The 22554-nt window shown below is 71.0% G+C and carries 22 protein-coding genes; 10 read left to right on the top strand and 12 right to left on the bottom strand.

The window, feature by feature from the left end:
• The first annotated feature begins 73 nt into the window (after positions 1–73).
• From OG485_RS38380 to OG485_RS38370, 3 genes are all read left to right on the top strand, one after another.
• Positions 74–418, top strand: coding sequence for a YkvA family protein (locus OG485_RS38380; protein ID WP_328673225.1), 345 nt, complete (start codon positions 74–76; stop codon positions 416–418).
• An 88-nt stretch (positions 419–506) separates the two neighbouring features.
• Complete coding sequence (locus tag OG485_RS38375; RefSeq protein ID WP_328673224.1) at positions 507–1826, top strand: CAP domain-containing protein; 1320 nt, start codon at positions 507–509, stop codon at positions 1824–1826.
• A 233-nt stretch (positions 1827–2059) separates the two neighbouring features.
• Entirely contained in the window at positions 2060–3316 is a 1257-nt protein-coding gene (locus OG485_RS38370) for a serine hydrolase domain-containing protein (protein WP_328673223.1), read from the top strand.
• A gap of 24 nt (positions 3317–3340) precedes the next feature.
• Here OG485_RS38370 and OG485_RS38365 read toward each other — a convergent pair whose 3' ends face one another.
• Both OG485_RS38365 and OG485_RS38360 read right to left on the bottom strand, forming a co-directional pair.
• Positions 3341–5686 (bottom strand): glycoside hydrolase family 65 protein, encoded by a 2346-nt coding sequence (locus OG485_RS38365; RefSeq protein WP_328673222.1) that lies wholly within the window; start codon positions 5684–5686, stop codon positions 3341–3343.
• Positions 5683–6420 (bottom strand): HAD family hydrolase, encoded by a 738-nt coding sequence (locus tag OG485_RS38360; protein ID WP_328673221.1) that lies wholly within the window; start codon positions 6418–6420, stop codon positions 5683–5685. Before OG485_RS38360 ends, OG485_RS38365 begins: the two co-directional genes overlap by 4 nt.
• Positions 6421–6646: 226 nt before the next feature.
• Here OG485_RS38360 and OG485_RS38355 point away from each other — a divergent pair, with 226 nt between their 5' ends.
• Entirely contained in the window at positions 6647–7336 is a 690-nt protein-coding gene (locus OG485_RS38355) for a nucleoside/nucleotide kinase family protein (RefSeq protein ID WP_328674807.1), read from the top strand.
• Positions 7337–7388: 52 nt separating this feature from the next.
• Here the strand turns inward: OG485_RS38355 and OG485_RS38350 are convergent, their stop codons facing one another.
• Positions 7389–8117 carry a peptidoglycan-binding domain-containing protein gene (locus OG485_RS38350; RefSeq protein WP_328673220.1) on the bottom strand — a complete coding sequence of 243 codons (729 nt, stop codon included), beginning with the start codon at positions 8115–8117 and terminating at the stop codon, positions 7389–7391.
• A gap of 327 nt (positions 8118–8444) precedes the next feature.
• On the opposite strand from OG485_RS38350, the gene OG485_RS38345 reads away from it, so the two are divergent.
• From OG485_RS38345 to OG485_RS38335, 3 genes are all read left to right on the top strand, one after another.
• On the top strand, positions 8445–9125 hold the full coding sequence (locus OG485_RS38345) for a DUF6445 family protein (protein ID WP_328673219.1): 681 nt from the start codon (positions 8445–8447) through the stop codon (positions 9123–9125).
• Between the two features lie 114 nt (positions 9126–9239).
• Positions 9240–9599, top strand: a complete 360-nt coding sequence (locus tag OG485_RS38340) for a luciferase domain-containing protein (RefSeq protein WP_328673218.1) — start codon at positions 9240–9242, stop codon at positions 9597–9599.
• A gap of 693 nt (positions 9600–10292) precedes the next feature.
• Positions 10293–10664: a Zn-ribbon domain-containing OB-fold protein gene (locus tag OG485_RS38335; protein ID WP_392973043.1), complete on the top strand. Its 372-nt coding sequence runs from the start codon at positions 10293–10295 to the stop codon at positions 10662–10664.
• Positions 10665–10858: 194 nt separating this feature from the next.
• Here OG485_RS38335 and OG485_RS38330 read toward each other — a convergent pair whose 3' ends face one another.
• The 4 genes from OG485_RS38330 to OG485_RS38315 form a co-directional block, all read right to left on the bottom strand.
• Positions 10859–11665 carry a pectate lyase gene (locus OG485_RS38330; protein ID WP_328673217.1) on the bottom strand — a complete coding sequence of 269 codons (807 nt, stop codon included), beginning with the start codon at positions 11663–11665 and terminating at the stop codon, positions 10859–10861.
• 38 nt (positions 11666–11703) lie between these two features.
• Positions 11704–12681: a pectate lyase family protein gene (locus OG485_RS38325; RefSeq protein WP_328673216.1), complete on the bottom strand. Its 978-nt coding sequence runs from the start codon at positions 12679–12681 to the stop codon at positions 11704–11706.
• A gap of 376 nt (positions 12682–13057) precedes the next feature.
• The gene (locus tag OG485_RS38320; RefSeq protein WP_328673215.1) at positions 13058–13444 is read right to left on the bottom strand and encodes a PPOX class F420-dependent oxidoreductase; all 387 of its coding nucleotides are present in this window, start codon (positions 13442–13444) and stop codon (positions 13058–13060) included.
• A 55-nt stretch (positions 13445–13499) separates the two neighbouring features.
• The gene (locus OG485_RS38315; protein ID WP_328673214.1) at positions 13500–14135 is read right to left on the bottom strand and encodes an HAD family acid phosphatase; all 636 of its coding nucleotides are present in this window, start codon (positions 14133–14135) and stop codon (positions 13500–13502) included.
• A 257-nt stretch (positions 14136–14392) separates the two neighbouring features.
• Between OG485_RS38315 and OG485_RS38310 the strand changes: the two genes are divergently transcribed.
• Together OG485_RS38310 and OG485_RS38305 are read left to right on the top strand one after the other, a co-directional pair.
• Positions 14393–15745, top strand: coding sequence for an NAD(P)/FAD-dependent oxidoreductase (locus tag OG485_RS38310; protein ID WP_328673213.1), 1353 nt, complete (start codon positions 14393–14395; stop codon positions 15743–15745).
• A 322-nt stretch (positions 15746–16067) separates the two neighbouring features.
• Positions 16068–17453, top strand: a complete 1386-nt coding sequence (locus OG485_RS38305; protein WP_328673212.1) for a S1 family peptidase — start codon at positions 16068–16070, stop codon at positions 17451–17453.
• An 85-nt stretch (positions 17454–17538) separates the two neighbouring features.
• On the opposite strand, the gene OG485_RS38300 is transcribed toward OG485_RS38305, so the two are convergent.
• On the bottom strand, positions 17539–17730 hold the full coding sequence (locus OG485_RS38300) for a hypothetical protein (RefSeq protein WP_328673211.1): 192 nt from the start codon (positions 17728–17730) through the stop codon (positions 17539–17541).
• Positions 17731–17825: 95 nt separating this feature from the next.
• Complete coding sequence (locus tag OG485_RS38295) at positions 17826–18521, bottom strand: L,D-transpeptidase family protein (protein ID WP_328673210.1); 696 nt, start codon at positions 18519–18521, stop codon at positions 17826–17828.
• Positions 18522–18783: 262 nt separating this feature from the next.
• Between OG485_RS38295 and OG485_RS38290 the strand changes: the two genes are divergently transcribed.
• Positions 18784–20184, top strand: coding sequence for a pyridoxal phosphate-dependent decarboxylase family protein (locus OG485_RS38290; protein ID WP_328673209.1), 1401 nt, complete (start codon positions 18784–18786; stop codon positions 20182–20184).
• Between the two features lie 54 nt (positions 20185–20238).
• Here the strand turns inward: OG485_RS38290 and OG485_RS38285 are convergent, their stop codons facing one another.
• The 3 genes from OG485_RS38285 to OG485_RS38275 all read right to left on the bottom strand — a co-directional run bounded on the left by OG485_RS38285 (position 20239) and on the right by OG485_RS38275 (position 22456).
• Complete coding sequence (locus tag OG485_RS38285; protein WP_328673208.1) at positions 20239–20592, bottom strand: VOC family protein; 354 nt, start codon at positions 20590–20592, stop codon at positions 20239–20241.
• 57 nt (positions 20593–20649) lie between these two features.
• A complete protein-coding gene (locus tag OG485_RS38280) occupies positions 20650–21468 on the bottom strand; it encodes an SDR family NAD(P)-dependent oxidoreductase (protein WP_328673207.1) in 819 nt (272 codons plus the stop codon).
• A 61-nt stretch (positions 21469–21529) separates the two neighbouring features.
• Positions 21530–22456, bottom strand: coding sequence for an SDR family oxidoreductase (locus OG485_RS38275; protein ID WP_328673206.1), 927 nt, complete (start codon positions 22454–22456; stop codon positions 21530–21532).
• Positions 22457–22554 lie beyond the last annotated feature (98 nt).

Below are 22554 nucleotides of genomic sequence, written 5' to 3'. Positions count from 1 at the left end.
CAGGCGGCACTAGCCTGGGCGTGAGCGGGCACACGGGAGGGAAGCGCGCCCGACGACATCTCTGGACGGACACATGGATTCGACCTCGTGGACCGTGGTCCTCGTCATCGTCGCCGTACTCGCGGCCGCCGCGCTCGCGGTGGCGCTGGTGCTCCTGCTCCGGCTCGTACGCGCCCGCCGTGACCTGCGGCGGGCCGGACTGCCGACCGGATCCCGCTGGGTGTTCTGGGGCGCCGTCGCCTATCTCGTGCTGCCGACCGACCTGCTGCCCGACCCCGTCTACCTGGACGACATCGGCGTCATGCTGCTCGCCCTGCGCTCCCTGCGCTCGGCGGTACCCTCCGGGTCGCTCCGCCCACCCCTCGCTCCCGTCAAGGGCGATCCCGGCCAGGTCCCGCGCCGGTCGCGGGAACCGTAGGCCACAGGCGGTCCGTTGAGCGGTCGACGGCCCGTGCTCCGCATCCCTGGCGCGGGGGGCACGGATCACGACCTCGACGGGCGGCGGCATGAGCGAGCTGGTTCCCGGGGGCAACACGCCCCTGCCGGACGGGACCCTGACCCTCAGGGTCCCCGGCCCCTTCGACGTGTCCGCGCTCATCACCGACGACAGCGGCAAGGTGCGCGGCGACGGCGACTTCGTGTTCTACAACCAGCCGGCCGCACCCGGTGTCCGTCTCGACGGCGGCCGGCTCACCGTCGATCCGCCGCGGCTGAGGACCGGAGCGTCCCGCGTCACCGTCGTCGTCAGCCCCACCGCTCCCACGACTCCCCTGGGACGGCTGCCCTCCCCCACGATTCAGGTCACCTCGGCGGACGGCCGCGTCCTCGCCCGGTTCACCCCGCCCCGGCCGGAGCGGGAGACCGTGCTGCTGCTCGCCGAGCTGTACCGGCGCGGTACGGCCTGGAAACTCCGTGCCCTCGGGCAGGGGTACGCCGACGGACTGGCGGGCGTCGCGCGGGATTTCGGGGTCGATGTCACCGAGGACGGCGCGCCGTCGGGCGGCGCGCCTGCCCGAGGCGGATCGCCGGGGGCGTCCGGAGGCGGCCCCGACCCCGACGGATTCCTGGGACCGGTGAACTCCGCGCGCGCCGCCGCCGGTTCCCCGCCCGTCCGCCTCGACTCCCGGCTGACCGCCGCCGCGCGCGGTCACGCCGCCGCCATGGCGGCTCGCGGCACGCTCGCCTCGGAGGGCCCTGACGGCGTCTCCGTCTACCAGCGCGTCGTCTCGGCCGGCTACGTGTACCTGACCATCGGCGAGCATCTGGTCTCCGGCCCGCGCACCCCGCACGAATTCGTCGAGTACTGCCTCTCCGCCGAGCCGTCACGGCGCACGCTGTGCGATCCCGCCTTCGACCAGGCGGGAGTGGCCGGCGTCCCCGACGCCCGCACGGGCGACCTGTACTGGACGGCGCTGTGGGCCCGGCCGTTCAGCCCGGCGGGCCTGGACCGGACGACACGCGAGGTCATCGCGCTCACCAATACCGAAAGGGCCTCGGCCGGGCTGCCGCCCCTCGCCGCCGACGCGACGCTCACCGCCGCGGCCCAGGCCCACAGCGCCGACATGGTGGCCCGCGACTTCTACGCTCACACCTCCCCCGAGGGGAGCAGGCCGTGGGACCGCGCCGCCGCGGCGGGCTCCGTCCACCGCGCCGTCGGCGAGAACATCGCCTGCGGACAGCGCTCCCCCGCCGAGGTGGTCCGGGGCTGGATGGACAGTCCCGGCCATCGCGCCAACATCCTCAAGCGGGACTTCACCCACATAGGCATCGGCCTGGCCGGCGGCAGCAGGGCGGGCACGTACTGGACCCAGCTCTTCGGCGGCTGAACCGGCGTCAGCGCCCCGGGCCCGTCCGGCACTTCCTGTCTGGTGTACGACTGAGTGGGCCCGGCGCACGGCTTTCGGCCAATTCGCCGATTCCGTCGCCCCGTTTCCGCTGCATCCCCATGGCGTTGCAACCCGCGCGCCCCGTCAGCGCGTACAGATGGTGCCGTCGCCCGCGTCCGCGGCGCGGTCGGGGCCGGGACGTCGAACCGGCAGATGGCACTCGGGAGAAGAAGATGGTCTCAGCAACGGCGGTTACGGGGACGGCGCTGGGCGCGGTCGTGGTGTCCCTGCTGGCGGCCCCGGCACAGGCCGTGGCGCCGGCGGGCACGCACCGCTCCGGCGGCGAACGGACCGTGGTGGCCGCCACCGCGGCGCCCGACGAGGCGGGCCTGCGGGCGATCCTGCGTACGGCACGCGGTCAGGGAGCACCCGGCGCGATGGCGAGAATCGACGACAACGGCACGGTGCACCGGCTCGTCGAGGGGGTCGACGACCGCGCCACCGGCCGGACCATCAGCACCGACGACCGGTTCCGCGTCGGCAGCGTCACCAAGTCCTTCTCCGCCGTGGTGCTGCTCCAGCTCGTCGACGAGGGCAGACTGAATCTCGACAAGCCGGTCAACACCTATCTGCCGGGCCTGCTGCCCGACGACAGGATCACCGTGCGGCACCTGCTGAGCCATCGCAGCGGTCTGTACGACTACACCAACGACATGTTCGCCCGGTCCGTCTCCGGCTTCGAAACGGTCCGCAACAAGGTCTTCGGCTACCGCGACCTGGTGAAACTGTCGCTGGCCAAACCGCGCACCAACGCGCCGGGGGCCGCCTACTCGTACTCGAACACCAACTTCGTCGTCGCGGGCATGCTGATCGAGAAGCTGACCGGGCACACCGTCGCCACCGAGTACCGGAAGCGCATCTTCACCCCGCTGAACCTGACCGGCACCTTCTACGTCCACCCCGACACCGCGATCCCGGGCCGCCACGCCAACGGCTACCTCACGCCCGACACGGCGGGGGCGGCGCTGGTCGACTCCACCGAGCAGACGGCCTCCTGGGCACAGAGCGCGGGCGCCGTCATCTCCACGCCGCACGACCTGGACACCTTCTTCTCCGCGCTGCTGCGCGGCAAGCTCGTGTCCGCCGCCCGGCTCACCCAGATGACGAAGTGGACGCGGGTCAACAGCACCACGTCCTACGGCCTCGGCCTGCGCCGCCGCGAGCTGTCGTGCGGGATCTCGGTCTACGGGCACACCGGCACCGTGCAGGGCTACTACACGTACGCCTTCACCACGAAGGACGGCAAGCGCAGCCTCACCGCCCTGGCCAACACCTCCAACAACACCGCCGTGCTCAACACCATGTACCGCGCCCTGGAGCCCGCGTTCTGCGGCAAGCCCACCACCAGGGCCGCCGCTCGGGCCGCCGCACCCGGCGTGGCGCCCCTGGAGCGGCACGAGGACATCGCGCCTTCCGTCGGCCGCGACTGACCCGCCGGGGGCCCGCGCCGCGCCTCACCCCCGGGAGTTCGGCCTCCGGTGCCGCGGCTGGTCAGGGGCGGGGCGCAGCCTCTGCGCCGGGATCGGCAGGCTGCGGGGCTTGTCGGCGTCGACGGTGAGGGTCTCGCGGTGGTGGCGGATCTCCAGCGGGCCGCCGGACGCGAGCGTGTAGGTGGCGACGTCCTGCCCGATCTCCACGCGCAGCCGGTGTCCGAGGACCTGGAGGGAGAAGGCGAGCCGGCTGAGCCGTTCCGGCAGCCGGGGCGCGAACTCCAGGGTGTCCCCGTGGTGGCGCAGCCCGCCGAAACCGGCGACCAGAGCCGTCCAGGTGCCGGCGAGCGACGCGATGTGCAGGCCGTCCCGGGTGTTGTGCTCCAGGTCCTGAAGATCCATCAGGGCGGCCTCGACGAGATAGTCGTAGGCGAGGCCCGGATGACCGGTCTCGGCGGCGATCACGGCCTGGCAGCAGGCCGACAGGGAGGAGTCGCGGACGGTGAGGGGTTCGTAGTAGGCGAAGTTGCGGGCCTTGTGCTCCTCGTCGAAGAACGGGCTGCACTTGTAGAGGGCGAGCACCAGGTCGGCCTGCTTGACGACCTGCTTGCGGTAGATGTCGAAATAGGGGAAGTGCAGCATCAGCGGGTACTGGTCGGGGCGGGTGGAGGTGAAGTCCCAGCGCTGATAGCGGGTGAATCCGGCGTTCTGTTCGTGGACGCCGAGTTCGTGGTTGTAGGGGATGTGCATGGCGTCGGCGGCGTCGCGCCAGGCCGCGCTCTCCTCCTCGTCGACGCCGAGTTCCGCGGCCCGCCGGGGGTGCCGCTCGACGGCGTCGGCGGCGGCCAGCAGGTTCGCGCGGGCCATCAGGTTGGTGTACGTGTTGTCGTCGGCGACGGCGCTGTATTCGTCGGGCCCCGTCACCCCGTCGATGTGGAACCTCCCCTGGTGGTCGTGGTGTCCCAGGGAGCGCCACAGCCGCGCCGTCTCGGTCAGCAGCTCGACGCCGGTGTCGCGTTCGAAACGGGTGTCGCCCGTGGCGGCGGTGTAGCGGACGACGGCGTCGGCGATGTCGGCGTTCACATGGAACGCGGCGGTGCCCGCCGGCCAGTACGCCGAGCCCTCCGATCCCGCTATGGTCCGCCACGGGAACGCGGCTCCCCGCAGGCCGAGTTGGACGGCCCGTTCGCGCGCCGCCGGGAGGGTGCTCTGGCGCCAGCGCAGCGCCTCGGCGACGGCGCCCGGGGCGGTGTAGGTGAGCAGCGGCAGGACGAAGGTCTCGGTGTCCCAGAAGGCGTGGCCGTCGTATCCGGAGCCGGTCAGGCCCTTGGCGGGTATGGCGCGCTGTTCGGCGCGGGCGCCTGCCTGGAGCACGTGGAAGAGGGCGAAGCGGACGGCCTGCTGGATCTCCTCGTCGCCGTCCACCTCGACGTCGGCGCGTGCCCAGAAGTCGTCGAGGTAGGCGTGCTGTTCGTCGACGAGCCGGTGCCAGCCGCTGTGCCGGGCGGCGGCGAGGGCCGCGTCGACCTGGTCGCGCAGGGCGGGCAGGGAGCGGTTGCCGGACCAGCCGTAGGAGACGACCTTCTCCAGGCGCAGGGTGTGGCCCGGCTCCAGCACGGAGGTGACGGTGAGGCGGGCGAGGTCGTCGCTGCTCTCGCCGCTCAGGGTGGTCCTGTCGGGGCCGCTGACCGTGTGGTCGGCGGCCGCCGCGACCCGCAGGGCGCTGCGCCGGGTGCGGTGCACGAGCCGCAGCCGGCCTCCCGCCGCGAAGTGCTCCTCCGGCTCCAGCGGCGACTCCAGGGCGATCGCCGCCCGCGGGTCGCCGTCGCGGCCGGGCAGTTGCTCGTTGGCGACCAGCTCCGACTGGACGACCACTCTGATCCGGCTGTCGACGGCCTCCACCTCGTAGGCGACGGCCGCGATCGCCCGCTGGGTGAAGGAGACGAGCCGGGTGGAGCGCACCCGGACCGTGGAACCGGCCGGTGAGGTCCACTCGCAGGTGCGGGTGAGGAGCCCGGTGCGCAGGTCGAGGACGCGCTCGTGGGAGCGCAGCCGTCCGTAACGCAGGTCGAACGGTTCGTCGTCGACGAGCAGCCGGACGAGTTTGCCGTTGGTGACGTTGATGACGGTCTGCCCGGACTCCGGATAGCCGTAGCCCGCCTCGGCGTAGGGCAGCGGGTGTGTTTCGTGGACGCCACCCAGGTAGGTGCCGGGAAGACCGTGGGGTTCGCCCTCGTCGAGGTTGCCGCGCCAGCCGATGTGGCCGTTGGCGAGGGCGAACACGGACTCGCTCTGCGGCAGCAGTCCGAGGTGCAGCTCGCTCTCGCGCAGGCTCCAGGGCTCGACTCCGTACGAGGAATGAGTGATCACGCGCGCTCCCCCAGTTCGTCGAGATCCTGTACGACGATGTCGGCGCCGTGGGCGCGCAGGGCGGCGCTCTGGCCCACGCGGTCCACGCCGACGACGTACCCGAAGTGGCCCGAGCGGCCCGCGTCCATGCCGGCGAGCGCGTCCTCGAAGACGGCCGCCTCGGACGGCTCGACGTCGAGGTCCTTGGCCGCGGCGAGGAAGGTGTCGGGCCGCGGCTTGCCCGGGAGCCGCCGTTCGGCGGCGACGACGCCGTCGATGCGTACGTCGAAGAGGGCCTCCGCCCCCACCGAGCGCAGGACGTCCCGGCAGTTGGCGCTGGAGGAGACGACGGCGGTCCGCAGTCCGTGCGCCCGGACCGCCTCGATGTAGCGCAGCGTGCCGTCGTAGGCCTCGACCCCGTCGTTGCGGATCATGTCGAGAAGCAGGTCGTTCTTGCGGTTGCCGAGTCCGTGGACGGTGGCCCGGTCCGGCGGGTCGTCGGGGGTTCCGTCGGGGAGTTCGACGCCGCGTGAGGCAAGGAAGGACCGTACGCCGTCGGCTCGGGGCAGGCCGTCCACGTACGCGGCGTAGTCGGCGTCGTCGAAGGGACGGAATCCGTCGCCGTCGCGTCCTCGCAGGAAGTCGTCGAACGTCCGCTTCCAGGCGGCCGCGTGGACCACCGCGGTTCTGGTGATGACCCCGTCGAGGTCGAAGAGGCAGGCCAGGATCTGTTTCGGCAGGCCGAGCTCAGTCATACGAGGAGTCTGCCCCCGGGAACCGTCTCCACCGGGTGGCGAGCGCCACATCACCGCCCTGGCTCAGGAACCGTCGCCGCTGTTCCCTGCTCTTCCCTGCCCTTCCCTGTCCTTCCCGGCGATCCGGCCCGTCCGGTACGGGACTTCCCCCGCGCCCCGCGTCGCCGATACTGGAGGGCATGGAGACCGCTGCCCCCGCGCCTTTGTCCGGGCTCGAATGACCGAGGTGAGTCCGTCCTTCGACGACCTGGTGGAACGGGCCGCCGCGCTCGTACGGCCCGGCCGGCGCGCCCTTCTCGGGATCGCCGGCAGCCCCGGGGCGGGCAAGACGACGCTCGCCGAGCGACTGGTCAGGCGGCTCGACGAGGTCGGGCCCTTCCGTGTCGCGCACGTGCCCATGGACGGGTTCCATCTCGCGGACGCCGAGCTGGACCGGCTGGGGCGCCGGGACCGGAAGGGGGCTCCGGACACGTTCGACGCGGCGGGGTACGCGGCGCTGCTGCGCAGGCTGCGCGAGGACGAGGAGGAGCTCGTCTACGCGCCCGGCTTCGAGCGGGTCCTCGAACAGCCCCTGGCGGGAGCCCTCGCGGTTCCCCGGGCCGCGCGTCTGATCGTCACCGAGGGGAACTACCTGCTGCTGCGCGAGGAGGCGTGGGCGCGGGCCCGGGCGCAGCTGGACGAGGTGTGGTTCTGCGAGCTCGACGAGGCCGACCGTGTCCGGCGGCTGGTCGCGCGCCACGAGGAGTTCGGGAAGGACCACGACACGGCGGTGGCGTGGGTGCTCGGAACGGATCAGCGCAACGCCGAGCTGGTCGCCGCGACCCGGGACCGCGCCGACCTCGTCGTCGGAGCGGCGGTCGTCGGGAGCGCCTTCGGCGGGGCGGCTGTCGGCCGTGCCCGGGGGCGGCGGGTATAGGGGGGCCGGGGCGGAGGGAGCGAGCGTCACCGCGCCGGCCGCCTCGGCCGTCTCAGGGGGCCGCCGTCCTGGATTCCAGGTCGGCCCGGGTGTCGTTGCCGTAGACGCCGGACTCGTCGCCCCGGATGCCGTACCAGAGCTGGAAGCGGGCGACGGCGGCCGTGAGCGCGGCGTCGTAGGTGCCGCCGGTGCTGCCGTGGTCGTACACGTTCGGGATACGGAGCAGGCGTTGCTGAAGAGCGGTCACCTCGGGGCCGCTGTCACCCTCCCGGAGCGTGCCGGCGCCGTCCGGATCGGAGGCCCCGTCCGCTGCCCGGTCGGCCGGTGCCGTCGGGGAGTGCCCTCCTGCCGCCCCGGACGCGTCCCCCGGGGCCCCGCCCGGCACCAGGAGCGCGAGGGCGAAGCCGGTAAGGCCCGCCGCCGTGATGGCCAGCGTGATCGCGGCCCGGCGCAGGCCCGCGCCACGAGCCGGGCCGTGGGCGCCTCCGGGCCTCTTCTCGTGCGGGCGTCCGCCTCCGGAAGATGTCCCCTCGGCCGGGTCGGCCGCGTACACCTGCGGAGTGTCGGCCGTGTAGTCCTCGCCTCCCGGGACCGGGGGAAGTTCCTCGGTCTCGTCCTCCTCCACCAGGACGGGCAGGAGCCGTACGGGGGGTGTCGGCTCAAAGACCGGACCGAAGTCGTCGTCCGCGTCGGTCATCCCCTCCTTCTCGCGCACCTGCCGGAGCAGCTCCGCCAGGGACTCCGAGCGGCGGCTGCGCTCGACGCGCGTGGGTTCGATCACGGAGCGCCCGGTGGACCTCCCGCGTTCGGGCCGTGTCGGCACACTGCTCTCCTTCCGTCCACGCGGTCTCCCGCCGTCCCTGTGCAGTGATACGCGGGCGCGGGCCGGGACGTTCACCGCCCCCGCTCCTCAGTGATCACCGACGGGTCACCCCTGCCGTGGAAGGGTGAACTCGGTTGTTCTCGGACGGCGTTGACGTCGCGGGTCGTGCGCACTTCCTCGCACGGACGCCGGGCTGCCGGCCTTGGCCAATCCATGAACCGAGTTGGCGGAAGGTTGACCAGTTCCCTGGAGATCACTGACGGACCCGTCCATAGGGTCGGCCGCATGCCCCCACAACCTCCCCTGCCACCGGCGTTGCCGGTCCTGCCGTACCGGAAGCCCACGCGCGACCGGGACTACTGGGTCTTCGACGACGTGCTGCCCGACCCGGATGCCGTACGAGCCCGGTGCCTCGGAAGGGACGACTGGGCCAAGGGCCATCCGTACACCTCGGAGAGCTGGCCGGGACTGCGGACGATGCCGGGACTGGAGCAGGACGAACTGGCGTGTGTGGAGCGGGTGGTGAGGAAGGCCACCGGCGCCCGGGAGCTGTGGCAGCAGTCGACCCCGTCGGGCGCCACCCTCAACCACAACTGCGTCCAGGTCGTCGGCAAGGACGAGGGCGAGCCCCGCCCGCACACGGATTCCCGCGCCCTGTGCCGTTACGCGGCGGTGCTCTATCTGAACCCGAACGTCCCCAAGGACTGCGGAACGGCCTTCTTCCGGCAGGCCCTGCCCGGGGGCCGGCTCGGCGGCAACGTCGTCGTCGCACCGCACAGCAATCTGGTCGAGGCCCTCGGTACGCGGTTCGTCCCGCCGGACTCCTTCGTCGAGGACATCCGCGTCCCGCACCGCTACAACCGGCTGCTCCTCTACAACGCCAACCTGATGCACAGCGCCACCGGCTACTGCGGGACCACCATGGAGGACAAACGGATGACCGCCGTCTTCTTCTGGATGGCGTGACCCGGACAGCCCCTCGTCAATTACCAGGCGAAAACCGGACATTCTTCGACGACGGAGGGATTACATCCGCGCCAAGTTCTGGTGGCCGAGAGGTGTGCTCGTCATGATGGGCGCATGACCTTGGCCTCCAGAGCCATGACGCGACTGGCCAGCTGGCCGGACCTCGCCGAGTCCCTGCCGAGCTGCGGCACGGGACGCGCACTGTGTGCCGCGCAGTGCGAGATCGTCCACTTCCATTCCGAACACGATGTCGACCTGCACCTCACCGACCGGGCCATCCGGCGCTTCGAGGACCAGCTCAGGACCTCGACGGCGATCCGCATGGTGCCCGGTTCCCGCTGGGTGACCATCCATCTCGAAGTCGACTCGGACATCGATCTCCTGCTGACCCTGGTGAGCGTCGCCCTGCAGGCCCATCGGAACGGGCACATGGCGGGCGACGACATATTCTCGACGGCCTGCAACGACCGCTGACCGCGGCACCGACAGGAAGACAGCAAGCCTCGGCACTCGTGCGGGAACGAGTGCCGAGGCTCTTCTCACCGCGTCGTCCGGGGGGCGATGACGCGGCGGGTCGGGGGCGGGTGTCCCGGGAGTGAGCGGTCGAAGAACACCGGACCCCTCGGTCAGGTGGGCCACGGCTCGACCTCATAGTCGATCACTGCTTATGGGCTGTCAACTTCGCTCCCTGCGCGCGGAGTTCACCCGTGAGCACACAACGGCCGCATGAGGAACCCCGCACTCCGAGGTGCGATCCGCACCGGTCCCGGCGCGGATCCCGGCGCGCACGTACGGCCACGACCGTCAGGGAATCCCGGCCGGGACGGTCAGGGAACCCGGTCCCCCGCCAGTAGGGCACCGAGTGCCACTACCTCGGCTTCGATGCCGGTCCCCCGGGCCGTGGCCCAGGAGATCGAGTCGACCTTCGCGCGGGACTGAGCGCGGACCGGCCGCCAGCACCGTTCTTCACGAGAGGTACGGAGTTTCATTTGAAAGGTACGGAGTACTTTACGGGGTGGCACTCAGTGCCATAGCCTGTGGTCGTGCACGGCGATCCGCGCACATCAGATTCCGGTCCGAGCGCAGGGAGATGACATCGTGTATTACCCAGGAATCGCCCTTCACCCGGGCCTGAACGCCTCGACGGACGTGCTCGACGCGGGATCCGTGGAACGCCTCGACACCGCTTCGGCGCAACGCGCCGGGGACGTGCTGCTCTTCCAGCGGTGCCACTGGTGTGCCACCGCCATGTACAACCGTCTTCTCTGTCCCGTGTGCGCGGGCAGCGACCTGCGGACGGAGGCGAGCGCGGGCACGGGCGTCGTGCGCCACTCCACGGTGATCCACCGCAACACTCCGGCCGCCCGCAACGTCTCCCTGATCGAGATGGCGGAGGGCTTCACGGTCCGGGGCCGGGTCATGGGTTCGCCCGCCACCATCCACAGCGGCGACCGCGTCCAGCTCTCCACCGCCCAGGACCCGGTGCGCCGGCAGCCGGTGTTCCAGCTCATCGACGGCCCGTACAGCGCCTGGAGCTGAAGAACCCACCTGGCGACGGCAGGACCCGGAGCCTGCCCCCAGCGGCGATCTCCCTGTCGTTCGAGTCCGGCATTCAGGCGATTTCGGTACGGGCAGAGATTTGACGCTCTTCCCCGATCGACCCGCGGGGTTGTCGACGCGGCTGGACGAACCGGCGTACGAGGCCGGTTCGTTCAGCCGCCGGGCGACGGCCGTCAGCTGTAGGTGATGTCGGACGTCGCGTACTTGCAGTAGGTGCTGTCGGGGCCGCTGCCGTTCGTGGTCGGCTCCGCCCCGGTGTTGTTGCCGATGTACTTCTGGCAGGGGATGATCTTCTTGCTGCTGTCCCCGACGATCTTGATGGACTTCAGGGTCGCGCTGTCGCCGTAGTTGGTGTTGATGCCGACGAGCTTGCTTCCCTTGTAGGTCGCCTCGATGGTGTTGAGATTGATCGTCCGCTTGTACTGCGTCTTGCAGTTGCCGCAGGACCGGACGAACGTGCCGAAGGTCTGCACCGCGAAGTTCGACACGTTCAGCGTTCCGGCGCCGTTGAACTGGAACACCTTGTCGCTGGCCGCCTTCGCGCCGCCGCCGCTGACGGTGTAGACGTTGGACGACGACGAGCCGAGGAACGTCGCCGCGTCCTCGCCGACGTCCTCCCACCAGACGTTCTGGAGTGTGCAACTGCCCAGGCAGTGGATGCCGTCGGCGGCGGGGGCGCCGATGATGACGTTCTTCAGGACGGTGCCCGCCGCCAGTTCCAGGATCGGCCCCTGGTCCTCGTCCTGGCTGTCCGAGCCCAGGTCACCGGTGCCGTAGAGACGCTTCATCCCGTAGTCCTTGGTACCGGAGACCGAGATGGTGGAGGAGACGGCCTGACTGCCGGTCGCGGTGGGCCAGGTGGCGGCGCTCGCCGGTGTCAGGGCGCCGTCGGCCATCACCATGGCGGCCGAGAGGCCCAGCGCGGCGAGGGTGCCGGTGAGGGCGCGCCGCCTGGCGCGCGGACGTGCTGATGACGTCATGTCCGGATGCCTTCTTCCTGTGGGGGTGGTGGAGTTCGTCAGAGCTTTCCGGTGCCCGCGCCGGACGTCACCGAGGCGACGACGGTCGAGGCCGGCTCGGCGGTGTAGCCGTAGGGCGGCTTCGTGAACGTGCCGACCTGCGAGATCTCGGTCGCGGCTCCGCCGAGATCGTTGCCGGTGAGGTTGGCGTAGCCGTCCACGTCGCTGTCGCGGTTCGTGGTGACGGCGACGGCAGTGCTCCGGAACACGTTGTTCTCCACGAGCATCTGGGCGCCCATGCGGGAGTGGACCGCGGTGTCGGCGCCGACGACGTAGTTGTCGTAGACGTGCCCGGTGCCGAAACGCAGGCTGGGGATGCGGGAGTTGACGTTGTTGAACCAGTTGTGGTGGTACGTCACCCGCAGGTGCCCGGTGTCCTCACTGGCGTTGCTGTCGCTGTGGCCGACGAGCGAGCCCTTGTAGTGGTCCTTGAAGGTGTTCCAGGAGACGGTGACGTAGTCGGAGGCGTGGGTGATGTCGAGCAGACCGTCGTAGTAGTCCTTGTCGTGGTCGCGGTCCGACGAGAAGGCGTTGTGGTCGATCCACACCTTCGTCGAGGCCTGCACGGTGATCCCGTCGGCGGGCGCGACCGGCTTGCTGATGTTCAGGTTGCGGACGACGACGTTGGTGACCTTCTTCAGGCGCAGTCCGCCGCCGGTGAACCCGGACGCCGAACCGACGCCCAGGACCGTGGTGTTGGAGCCGATGTCGACCTGACCGCTGAGCGAGATCAGGCCGCTGACCTTCACGACCTTGGCCGTGTCACCGGTGACGGCGGTCTTGAAGGCGGCGAGTGTCGTGACGGTGACGGCGGTCGCGCCGCCGCCACCGGTGGTCCCGGCACCGAAGCCGACCGGCGCGGTCTCGGCGGCTCCGGCCGGCTGCGGCAGTACGAGTGCTGTGGCGACCGCCAGGGTGGCGGCCCCGGCCGTCAGCAGGGCCAGGCGGGGGCGCTTGCGTGGGGGGAGCGTACGCATGCGGGTGTGTCCCTTCAGAGGCGACTCTGGACATGTACACAGATGCTGTACCTGTATCTGAACAGTGCAGGTTGTGCGACATGACGTTCATGGACCCGAAGCGAGCTGGATGCGACGACTTGCCCTGGTGGTGCGGCTCGGAGATCTGATGTCTCGTATACGAGATGTCACACATGGGTCACGCTGCTGAACGGGAACGTAAACGGTAAGCGCTTTCTAGTCAACGCCTCCGGCAGCACTCATCCGGCCAACTCCCGCATCAGCCGCGACCCACGCCACCGTGGACGGCGGGGCGGGCACGCGAAAGGGAGGGCGCCCTCGGCGCCCTCCCGGGATACGGCACACGGCTCGAAAGCCGTCCTCACGACGGACTACGTCACTGGGACAGGGTGATACGGATGCCGACCGTGCCGCTCTGGCCGCGGCGCAGGCGGCTGCCGAACAGGGTGAGACGGCCCGTCACGCCGTACTTGCGGGCGATGAGCTTCCGGTAGCGGGCCGTCTCCGCCGCGTCGACGATCTCGGCCGTGCCGGGAACCGGCTCCCCCGTCGGCCTGCCGCGCACGTCGCACGGACCGACCAGGACATCGGCACGGTTGCGGATGCGCTTCACCTTCCAGCTGTCCGCCACGGTCCAGGCGCCCAGCGCCGTCCCGTCCCGCACCACCCACACGGGCGTGGCGACCCCTGTGCCGTTCTTCCGATAGCTGGTGATCAGCAGATACTTGCCCGATCCCAGCGCGTCCAGCGAGGCCTCGTCCATGGCGGAAGTGTATGCGGGACGGTCCACGGCCCCCTCGGCACCGGAGCCGTCCGGGTCAGGACAGCTCGCCGTCGTAGTCCGGCAGCTTGAACGTGCGCTCCGCGTGACCGCCGGACAGGTCGGTGGTGTTGTTGCCGATGTTGGCGATGATCGTGTAGCCGCGGGACTCGATCTCCGCGCGCTTGCCGGTCTTGTAGGCGCCGACCTCACCGAACAGGTCCGGCAGATCCCGGACGTAGAGTCCGTCCACCGGGTAGCCGACGCTCTTCAGGTTCCACTTCGTCTCACTGGCGATGATGCCCGGACGCGCGGTCACGAAGAACACGGCCACGCCCCGGGAGTGCGCGTAGCGGGCGAGTGCGAGCGAGGCCTTGACCGCCGGCGTGGGCAGCTCGTACCAGGGGTGGAAGTCGGTCTCCAGCGTGGTGTTGTCGATGTCGAAGACGACCGCGAGCTTCTGGCCGCCGGCGTTCGCGGTGCGCTGCTCGACGTACGGCACCGCCTGGTCGATGACGGCCTGAACGTCGTTCTGCCAGGTGGCGTAGTCGACACCGGCCGTCGCGGAGGCACTGGCGACCGTCCGGGCCGGGGCCGCGACGGCGGACCCGGCCGCGGTGGCCGTCCCCCCGATCCCGAGCGCCACGACCGCCGACACCGCACCTATCCGCCGCACCACAACACGTCGCGTCATGCCTGTCCCCTTTTCACATCTGTCGGTCGGAGCGCGTGAGTTGGCCGAACCCACACATCGAGACGGCGGCAGTGCCCGGGACTGCCGCCGTGGCGGAAATGATCCTGGCAGCGCGTGTACGGCGGGGGAAGAGGTAGTTACTGATCGGTAGAGATCGTGCTTCGCGCTCTTCGGGGTACCCGCCGTGCAGTGGCACGTGTCCGCGGCCCGTGTGAGCCTGGGCTCGCGGCTGGCACCAGTGGAAAGAGGCTGCTCTGATGCAAGGACCGAACATCGTCATCGTCGGCGCGGGTTTCGCCGGAGTCGAGGCCGCCAGAAGCCTGGAACGGACGCTCACCCCCGGCGAGGCCAGGGTCACCCTGATCAGCCCCACCGACTATCAGCTCTATCTGCCGCTGCTGCCCCATGTCGCCGCCGGTGTCGTCACACCTCAGTCCGTGGCGCCCTCGCTGCGCCGGATCCTGCACCGCACCGCGCTGGTGCCGGGCGGAGTGATCGGTGTCGACCCGGAAGCCAAGGTGTGCGTCGTCCGGAAGATCACCGGAGACCTCGTCGATCTGCGCTACGACTACCTGGTGCTCACTCCGGGAAGCGTGACCCGCACCTTCGACATCCCCGGGCTGGCGGAGGAGGCGCGCGGGATGAAGACGCTCGCCCAGGCCGTGTATCTGCGCGACCACGTGATCGCCCAGCTCGACCTGGCGGCGGCCACGTCGGACTACGACGAACAGGCCGCGCGGCTCCAGTTCGTGGTGGTCGGCGGCGGGTACGCGGGCACCGAGACGGCGGCCTGTCTCCAGCGCCTGACCACCGCGGCGGCACGGCGCTACCACCCCCGTATCGACCCGGGTCTCATCAAGTGGCATCTGATCGACGTCGCCCCGAAGCTGCTGCCCGAACTGGGGGACAAACTGGGCGAGAGCGCGCTGCGGATGCTCAGCGCACGCGGCGTACGGATCTCGCTGGGAACCTCCGTCGCCTCCGTCACCAAGGACGAGATCACCCTCACCGACGGGCGGGTGCTGCCCTCGCGGACGCTGGTGTGGACCGCGGGCGTCGCGGCGAGTCCGCTGGTCGACTCGCTGGGCGCGGAGACGGTGCGCGGACGGCTCGTCACCGAGCCCGACTTCAGGGTGCCGGGAATCGACGGGGTGTTCGCGCTGGGCGACGCGGCGGCGGTGCCCGACCTGGCCAAGGGCGACGGCTCCGCCTGCCCGCCGACCGCCCAGCACGCGGCCCGGCAGGGCCGGCACGCGGCCAAGGTCCTCGCGGCGAAGCTGCGCGGCGAGCCCACCCTGCCGTACCGGCACAAGGACCTCGGTCTGGTCGTCGACCTCGGCGGCCACGACGCCGTGTCCAAACCGCTCGGCATCGGCCTCAAGGGCGCGCCCGCGCAGCTCGTGGCCCGCGGATACCACCTGTACGCCCTGCGCACGGGCGCCGCCCGGTTCCGTACGGGTGCCAACTGGCTGCTCAACGCCGTCGCGGGCGACGACTTCGTCCGCACCGGCTTCCTCGCGGACCGCAAGGGAACCCTGCGGGACTTCGAACGGACGGACGTGTATCTGAGCCGGGCCGAGGTGGCCGCCCGGACCCGCACGGGCGTCTAGAACCCGACGCCCGTCCTGCTGTCGGACAGGGTCCGGCCCTCTCCTCGGACAGGGACCGTTCCTCCCGTGGGGCGGCGTAGCGCTCCGGCCGTCTCAACGTCCCTCGGAGTGCGGCGACTTCGGCGGCTCGAAGCCAGGGCCGGCATCAGGAGCGCCCGCGCGCGCTTCTGATGCCGGCCGTTCCCGACACGAACCGGCCACCTGTGCGAGAGCTCCGAAAGGCGGTGAACGCGCGGGCCGGGACGCACGTATGAGGGGAGGGCCCTCGACCGGGGCCTTCGGCGGCGGGGCCGCCGCTCCGTACGCTTTCGGGAGCCCACGCATGAGGCACGCACGACGACGGATCGTCCAACGGGGGGCGCGCCTGGCGGCCGTCGGCGGGCTGCTCTGCGGGGGGTTCATGGTGACACGCGCCATGGCCAGCGAACCCTCCGACGCGTCGGGCACCACGGCGAGTTCGGCGCGGGTCGCGGCGGACACGGGTGCCGGACTCGTGTCCCGGCTGGGTACCTCGCGGACAGCCGGCAACTGGATAGCCGCCGACGGACGTCCCGTCGTCGCGGTCACCGACGCGGACGCCGCGGACGCGGTGAAGCGGGCGGGTGCTCGCCCGAAGGTCGTGACGCACAGCATGCAGGACCTCAAGTCCGCGACGCAGACGCTCGGTTCGGCACCCCGCGTGCCGGGCACGGCATGGGCCGTGGACTACACGAAGAACGAGGTGGTGGTGCAGGCCGACAGCACGGTCTCCGCCACCGACTGGTCGCGCATGACGAAACTGGCCGACGGCATCGGCGACTCGGTGCGGATGCAGCGGACCCGGGGCACGTTCACCACGCGGGTGAACGGCGCGCAGGCGATCTTCTCGACGAGCGGACGCTGCTCGGCGGGGTTCAACGTGACCAACGGGCAGAGCGAGTTCATCCTCACGGCCGGACACTGCGGCCCCGCCGGATCGGTCTGGTTCTCCGACAACACGGGCAAGCAGCAGGTGGGCCGCACGGTCACCACGGCGTTCCCCGGCAGTGACTTCTCGCTGATCCAGTACGACAACGGGCAGCAGACCTCGGCCGGGAACAACGTCGTGTCCATCGGCGGCGGCAACGGCGTACGGATCACCGGCGTCGCCGATCCGGCGGTGGGCCAGCGGGTCTTCCGCAGCGGCAGCACCAGCGGGCTGCGCGACGGCAAGGTGACCGCGCTCAACGCGACGGTCAACTACCCCGAGGGCACGGTCACCGGGCTGGTCGAGACGACGGTGTGCGCCGAACCCGGCGACAGCGGCGGCCCGTTGTTCTCCGAAGGCATCGCGCTCGGGGTGACCTCGGGCGGCAACGGGGACTGCAAGACCGGCGGTACGACGTTCTTCCAGCCCGTCACCAAGGCGCTGACGGCGCTGGGAGTGACGCTCGCGGGCCAGCCCGCGCAGGGCGCCGGTGGTGCGGCCCAGCCGTCCCTCGCCCCGTCGGCGTCGGCGATGGCCTCGCAGGGAGGGGCGCCGGGTTCGGCGGCTCCGGGCGCGGTCGAGGCGGTGGGTGAGACGGGGGCGGCCGAGACGTTCGTCTCCGAGCTCACCGACCCGAACAATGTCGGGCCCGGTCTGCTCGTCATCGGGGGAAGCGTCATCGCGTTCGTGGCGACCCGGTTCATCCGCACCGAGCAGGACCGCAACGCCTACCGGCGGCAGTATTCGCAGAGCTGGGGCTGACGGGCCGCCGCAGGTCGGTGCCGACGTTCGAAGTGAGATGAGGCGAGGGCTCCCCGGGAACGGGGAGCCCTTCAAACGTGGAGGATCAGGCGGCCTGGGTGGCCGAGGACGACGGAGCGGCCTTCGCCCACTCCAGGACGAGGCGCTGGTACTCGCGCCGCTCGTCCATGTTCAGCGACCCACCTGCCCGGAACCAGAGGGCCCGGATCTCCTCGTTGACTTCGGCAGCGGATCGCTGAGTGTCGTTGTCAAGAGTGGTGCACATGGCGTGAAGCATACGACCCTTGACGTGAAGATGATGTGAGTAAAGGCCCACGGGCCGACATAACGGACCGTGAACCTCGTCACTCACGTGCCGGCTTGCGGGCGTACTCACGTGCCGGGCTTGCGGCCGTACACGTAGACGTCGTCACCGTTCTTGAGCAGTGACCAGTACTTCTTGGCCGTCGTCGGGGTCATGTTGACGCAGCCGTGCGAGCCGGGCGGGTTCCACATGCTGAGGCCCACCGAGTGGAAGGCCTGACCGCCGTCGAAGAACTGGCTGTAGGGCATGGCCACGTTGTAGATGCTCGAGACGTGGTCGATGTCACGCCAGTAGATCTTCTTCAGGCCGGTGCGGGTCTCGTAGCCGTCCCTGCCCGTGCGGACCGGGACCGGTCCGTAGACCAGGCGGCTGCCGTCCTGGATCCAGCTGAGCTGGAGCGTGAGGTTGACGCAGGCGATACGGCCCTTGTTCACCGGACACTTGCCGTCCCGGTTGGGGTTGCTCCCCACGGCCTTCTGCTTGTTCATGAGGTCCATCACGCCCCAGGTGACAGGGCCCGCGTACCCGATGTTCGGGGTGATGCCGTGCTTGTTCTGGAAGGCCTGGATCGCCTTGCAGTCGGTGGTGGACTGCCGGCCGTCGACGGGCCGGCCGAGGAACTTCTCCACCTGCTTCTGGTACGGGCCGGCGGCCGTCGTGCAGCTCGCGGCCTGGGCGGGCGTCGCGCCCAGCGCGAGGGTGAGCGGTGCCACCAGTCCGGTGAGTCCGAGCGCGACAGCTCCCCGCCTGCGTGTGTCCCCCATGGCGGACCTTCCTGTTGTGTCCATCGTGTTGTCTGCCTGCTAGACCGCCCTAGAGGGTATTGCGTTGTACGGCCGGTAAGACAGGCACGAAACAGTGACATTCCTCGCTGTGACGGCTCCGGTCCCCCGGCGGCGCGCCGTCGCCCCGGGTCCGGCGGACCCCGCGAGGTCCGCCGGGCCCGGCTGCGCGTCCGCTCCGGACCGGTCCGCTTTCCTTGAAGTGGACCGCTTGTTCGACGGGCGTTCCTTCTAGGCTGCCGTCATGCACCCCGCGCTCTCCGACGACCTCGACCGTCTCCCCGAACTCCTGCAGGCCGCCCGGGACTTCGCCGTCCAGGAGGTGAGCGGCCTCGACGGCCGTCCCGTCGCCCGGCTCGGCAAGGCGCCCGACCCCGACCCCCTTCCGGGCCGTGGCGCCGGTGCCGAGGGCGCCCTGGCCCGGTTCGCCGGACGCTGGGCACCCGGGTTCTCCGGCTCGGCGGGCCCGCGCTACCTCGGATTCGTCACCGGCGGCGCGACGCCCGCCTCGCTCACCGGGGACTGGCTGACCAGCGCCTACGACCAGAACGTCTCGGGCGCCGCCGGATCCTTCGCCAGCGCGCTGGAGCACGAGACGCTGGGCTGGCTGCGTGAGCTGTTCGGGCTCGGCGAGGGGCACCACGGTGCCTTCGTGAGCGGCGCGACGATCTCGAACACGGTCGGGCTCGCGATCGCGCGGGAGTGGCTCGGCGAGCGCCGGGGCGTGTCGGTCGCGCACGACGGAGCCGGCGCGCTCGGTCCGGTGGACGTGCTGTCGGGCCGCCCTCATTCGAGCGTCGCCAAGGCCCTGTCGATCCTCGGCCTCGGCCGGAACAGCCTGCGTCGGGTGCCGGTGCTGCCCGGCAACCGCGAGGCCGTGGACGTCGAGCGCCTCGATGCCGCGCTCACCGCGCTCGACGGGCGTCCGGCCGTCGTCGTGGCGAACGCCGGGACCGTCGACACGGTCGACTTCGACGATCTGCGGGCCATCGCCGCGCTCAGGGAACGCCATGACTTCTGGCTGCACGTCGACGCGGCGTTCGGCGGATTCGCCGCGCTGTCGCCCGCGTACTCCTCGCTGGTGGCGGGCCTGGACGCCGCGGACTCCGTCTGTGTCGACCTGCACAAGTGGCTCAACGTCCCCTACGACGCGGCCGTCCAGTTCACCCGTCGTCAGGACCTCCAGGTCCGGGTCTTCCACAACGCCTCGCCCTATCTGGGACTCCCCGGCGCCGACCCCGACTTCCTGCACCTGACGCCGGAGAACTCGCGCCGGCTGCGCGCGCTCCCGGCCTGGTTCTCGCTGACGGCCTACGGGCGCGAGGGGCATCGCGAGATCGTCGAGCGGAACGTCGCGCTCGCCCGGCGGCTGGGCGAGCGGATCGCCCGTACCCCGGGACTGCGGCTCCTCGCGCCGGTGCGGCTGAACGTCGTGTGCTTCACCCTCGCGGACGACCCGACCGAGCGGCGCGTGCGCGCGCTGGCCGACACCGTCGCCGCCTCGGGCGAGGCGTTCGTGACACCGACGTGCTACGACGGCACCCACGGGCTGAGGGCCGCGTTCAGCAACTGGCGTACGTCCGAGGCGGACACGGACCGGGTGTTCGCGGCCGTCGCGCGTCACCGCACGGAGCCAGGCCTTTGACGGCCCGCGACAGCCGGTGACGCACGGGTCACCGGGCGGTCATCGGTCCTCGCGTCAGGCGGGCTGCCACAGCTCGACGCGGTTCCCTTCCGGGTCGGTGACCCAGCCGAACCGGCCGACGCCGTCCATGTCCTGGGTCTCCTCCGCCACGTCCGCTCCCCGGGCGCGCAGTTGCGCGAGCATCGCGTCCAGGTCGCGGACGCGGAAGTTGAGCATGGTCTGCTGGCCGGGGGACCCGAAGTAGGCGGTTTTGGACTCGAAGGCCGCGAACACGGTCGGCCCGGCTTCCGGGCGCCACAGGCCGTTCTCGTCGGTGTCCAGGCCCAGGCAGTCGCGGTACCACGCGCTCAGGGCCGCCGGGTCGCCGGCGCGCAGGAAGTATCCGCCGATTCCAAGCACACGTTCCATGGGGCCATCCTGTCAGCAGGGGTCCCGGACGGACCGGCACCACACCTGTCGCCCGCTTCAGCTTCCGTCGTCGCTTCCGTCTTCGCTCCCGCCTGCGACCGCCTGCCGGAACCTCTTGTTGACGCCCAGCAGGCCGCCGTCGACACACAGGGTCGTCCCGGTGATCCAGGACGCGTCGCGGGAGGCGAGGAAGGCGACGGCGGCCGCGATGTCCTCCGGTTCGCCGACCCGGCCGAGCGGGTACAACTGCCGGGCCGCCGAGGCCAGAGCGTCCTCGCGGCCTTCCCAGGCCGTGGTACGGACCGTTCCCGGCGCCACCAGGTTGACGCGGACACCCCGGTCGGCGGCGTGGCCGGCCAGGGTGCGGGTGAGCGACATCAGTCCCGCCTTGGCCGCGCTGTAGGCGTGGTTGCCGAAGTCCTGGATGCCGTTGACGGAGCCGATGGTGACGATGGCCCCGCGGCCTGAGGCGACCAGGTGCGGGAGCGCCGCTCGGGAGCAGCGGTAGGCGCCGGTGAGGGTGATGTCGAGATCACGGGCCCATGACTCGTCGCTCTCGTCCTCGAAGAGCGGGGCGTCGGGGCTGCACCGGTAGGCGCTGTTGACCAGGACGTCGAGCGAGCCGAAGGCGTCCACGGCGTACGCCACGGCGGCCTCGACCTGGGCCCGCTGCCCCACGTCGCAGGCGAACGCCTCGGCCCGCGAGCCGAGTTCACGCAGTGCGGCGGCTGTCTTCTCGGCCTCGGCCCCTTCCACGTCGGTGACGAGGACCTGAGCGCCCTCCGCGGCCAGGCGGTGGGCGGTCGCCGCGCCGATGCCGCGGGCCGCGCCCGTGATCAGAACCCCGTGTCCCTCGAAGCGCCTCATCGCAGTCATGGCTGGGAAGGTACCTCCATGATCGTGACAGCGACAGAGGACGGTCCGGACCCGTCGTCCGTCAGCGGTACCCCGTCGCGTCCGCCGGTTTCCCCTTGTCCTGCACCTCGACCATGTAGCGCCAGGCGTCCGGTCGGCTGCCGTCCCGGTCGGTGAAGCCGTACACCCGGGCGAGCTGCCCGCTGGAGAGGGACTGCCCGTTCCAGCGCGCTCGTTCGGGATCGGCGGCCAGGGCGGCGACCGCGCGCCCCACGTAGTAGGGCGTCTCGGAGATGGCGAAGTGCGGCACGTTCACCTCGGCGTCGTGCCAGTTCTCCTCGGTCACGCCGAAGGCCTCGAGCATCATCTCCGAGCGCAGCCAGCCGGGGGTGAGCGCCACGGCGGTGGCGCCGCGCGGGCCCAGTTCGTGCCCGAGGGCGAACGCCATGCGCAGGACGGCGGACTTGGCGATGTCGTAGAAGAAGGAGATCCGGTAGGTGTCCCGGTTGTACTCCGCGGTGCCGTCGGTCATCTCGACGACCAGGCCGCCCGGGGTGCGCAGCAGCAGGGGCAGCGCGTGGTGGCTGGTGATCGCGTGGGTCTCGATGGCGAGCCGGAGCATCCTGCGTCCGTTGTCGAGGTCGTGCTCCCAGACGGGCACGTCCCACTCGAAGAGCTTCTCGGCGCCCCAGATGTCGTTGACCAGGATGTCGAGACGGCCCTGTTCGTCCGCGATCCGGGCGACGAGCTCGGCCACCTCGGCCGGGACGAGGTGGTCGGTGGGAACCGCGATGCCGCGTCCGCCCGCCGCGGTGACCAGGTCCGCGGTGTCCTCGATGGTCTCCGGGCGGTCGTACTCCGAGCGCCGTTCACGTGTGCTGCGGCCGGTCACGTAGACCGTGGCGCCGGCCGCGCCCAGTTCGACGGCGATTCCGCGGCCCGCGCCCCGGGTCGCGCCCGCCACCAGCGCGACCTTGTCCCGCAGCGTGCCTTCCAGCGGCCCTGACATGTCCGACCTCCGTGCTCGTGGCGTCCACGGGCGCTCACCCGTGTGTCCCTACGAGCCTCTCTCGGAAGCCGGACATCTTCTGTCAGGTATCCGTGTGG

The organism is Streptomyces sp. NBC_00328 (genome assembly GCF_036139655.1).
Classification (GTDB): Bacteria; Actinomycetota; Actinomycetes; order Streptomycetales; family Streptomycetaceae; genus Streptomyces.
This window is presented reverse-complemented; position numbering and strand designations above follow the sequence as displayed.

Excerpts from the sequence above, each read along its gene's own strand:
- OG485_RS38380 (WP_328673225.1), top strand. The coding sequence starts at position 74 with ATGGATTCGACCTCGTGGACCGTGGTCCTCGTCATCGTCGCCGTACTC.
- OG485_RS38375 (WP_328673224.1), top strand. The coding sequence starts at position 507 with ATGAGCGAGCTGGTTCCCGGGGGCAACACGCCCCTGCCGGACGGGACC.
- OG485_RS38370 (WP_328673223.1), top strand. The coding sequence starts at position 2,060 with ATGGTCTCAGCAACGGCGGTTACGGGGACGGCGCTGGGCGCGGTCGTG.
- OG485_RS38360 (WP_328673221.1), bottom strand. The coding sequence starts at position 6,420 with ATGACTGAGCTCGGCCTGCCGAAACAGATCCTGGCCTGCCTCTTCGAC.
- OG485_RS38345 (WP_328673219.1), top strand. The coding sequence starts at position 8,445 with ATGCCCCCACAACCTCCCCTGCCACCGGCGTTGCCGGTCCTGCCGTAC.
- OG485_RS38340 (WP_328673218.1), top strand. The coding sequence starts at position 9,240 with ATGACCTTGGCCTCCAGAGCCATGACGCGACTGGCCAGCTGGCCGGAC.
- OG485_RS38330 (WP_328673217.1), bottom strand. The coding sequence starts at position 11,665 with ATGACGTCATCAGCACGTCCGCGCGCCAGGCGGCGCGCCCTCACCGGC.
- OG485_RS38325 (WP_328673216.1), bottom strand. The coding sequence starts at position 12,681 with ATGCGTACGCTCCCCCCACGCAAGCGCCCCCGCCTGGCCCTGCTGACG.
- OG485_RS38320 (WP_328673215.1), bottom strand. The coding sequence starts at position 13,444 with ATGGACGAGGCCTCGCTGGACGCGCTGGGATCGGGCAAGTATCTGCTG.
- OG485_RS38315 (WP_328673214.1), bottom strand. The coding sequence starts at position 14,135 with ATGACGCGACGTGTTGTGGTGCGGCGGATAGGTGCGGTGTCGGCGGTC.
- OG485_RS38310 (WP_328673213.1), top strand. The coding sequence starts at position 14,393 with ATGCAAGGACCGAACATCGTCATCGTCGGCGCGGGTTTCGCCGGAGTC.
- OG485_RS38305 (WP_328673212.1), top strand. The coding sequence starts at position 16,068 with ATGAGGCACGCACGACGACGGATCGTCCAACGGGGGGCGCGCCTGGCG.
- OG485_RS38300 (WP_328673211.1), bottom strand. The coding sequence starts at position 17,730 with ATGCTTCACGCCATGTGCACCACTCTTGACAACGACACTCAGCGATCC.
- OG485_RS38295 (WP_328673210.1), bottom strand. The coding sequence starts at position 18,521 with ATGGGGGACACACGCAGGCGGGGAGCTGTCGCGCTCGGACTCACCGGA.
- OG485_RS38290 (WP_328673209.1), top strand. The coding sequence starts at position 18,784 with ATGCACCCCGCGCTCTCCGACGACCTCGACCGTCTCCCCGAACTCCTG.
- OG485_RS38285 (WP_328673208.1), bottom strand. The coding sequence starts at position 20,592 with ATGGAACGTGTGCTTGGAATCGGCGGATACTTCCTGCGCGCCGGCGAC.
- OG485_RS38280 (WP_328673207.1), bottom strand. The coding sequence starts at position 21,468 with ATGACTGCGATGAGGCGCTTCGAGGGACACGGGGTTCTGATCACGGGC.
- OG485_RS38275 (WP_328673206.1), bottom strand. The coding sequence starts at position 22,456 with ATGTCAGGGCCGCTGGAAGGCACGCTGCGGGACAAGGTCGCGCTGGTG.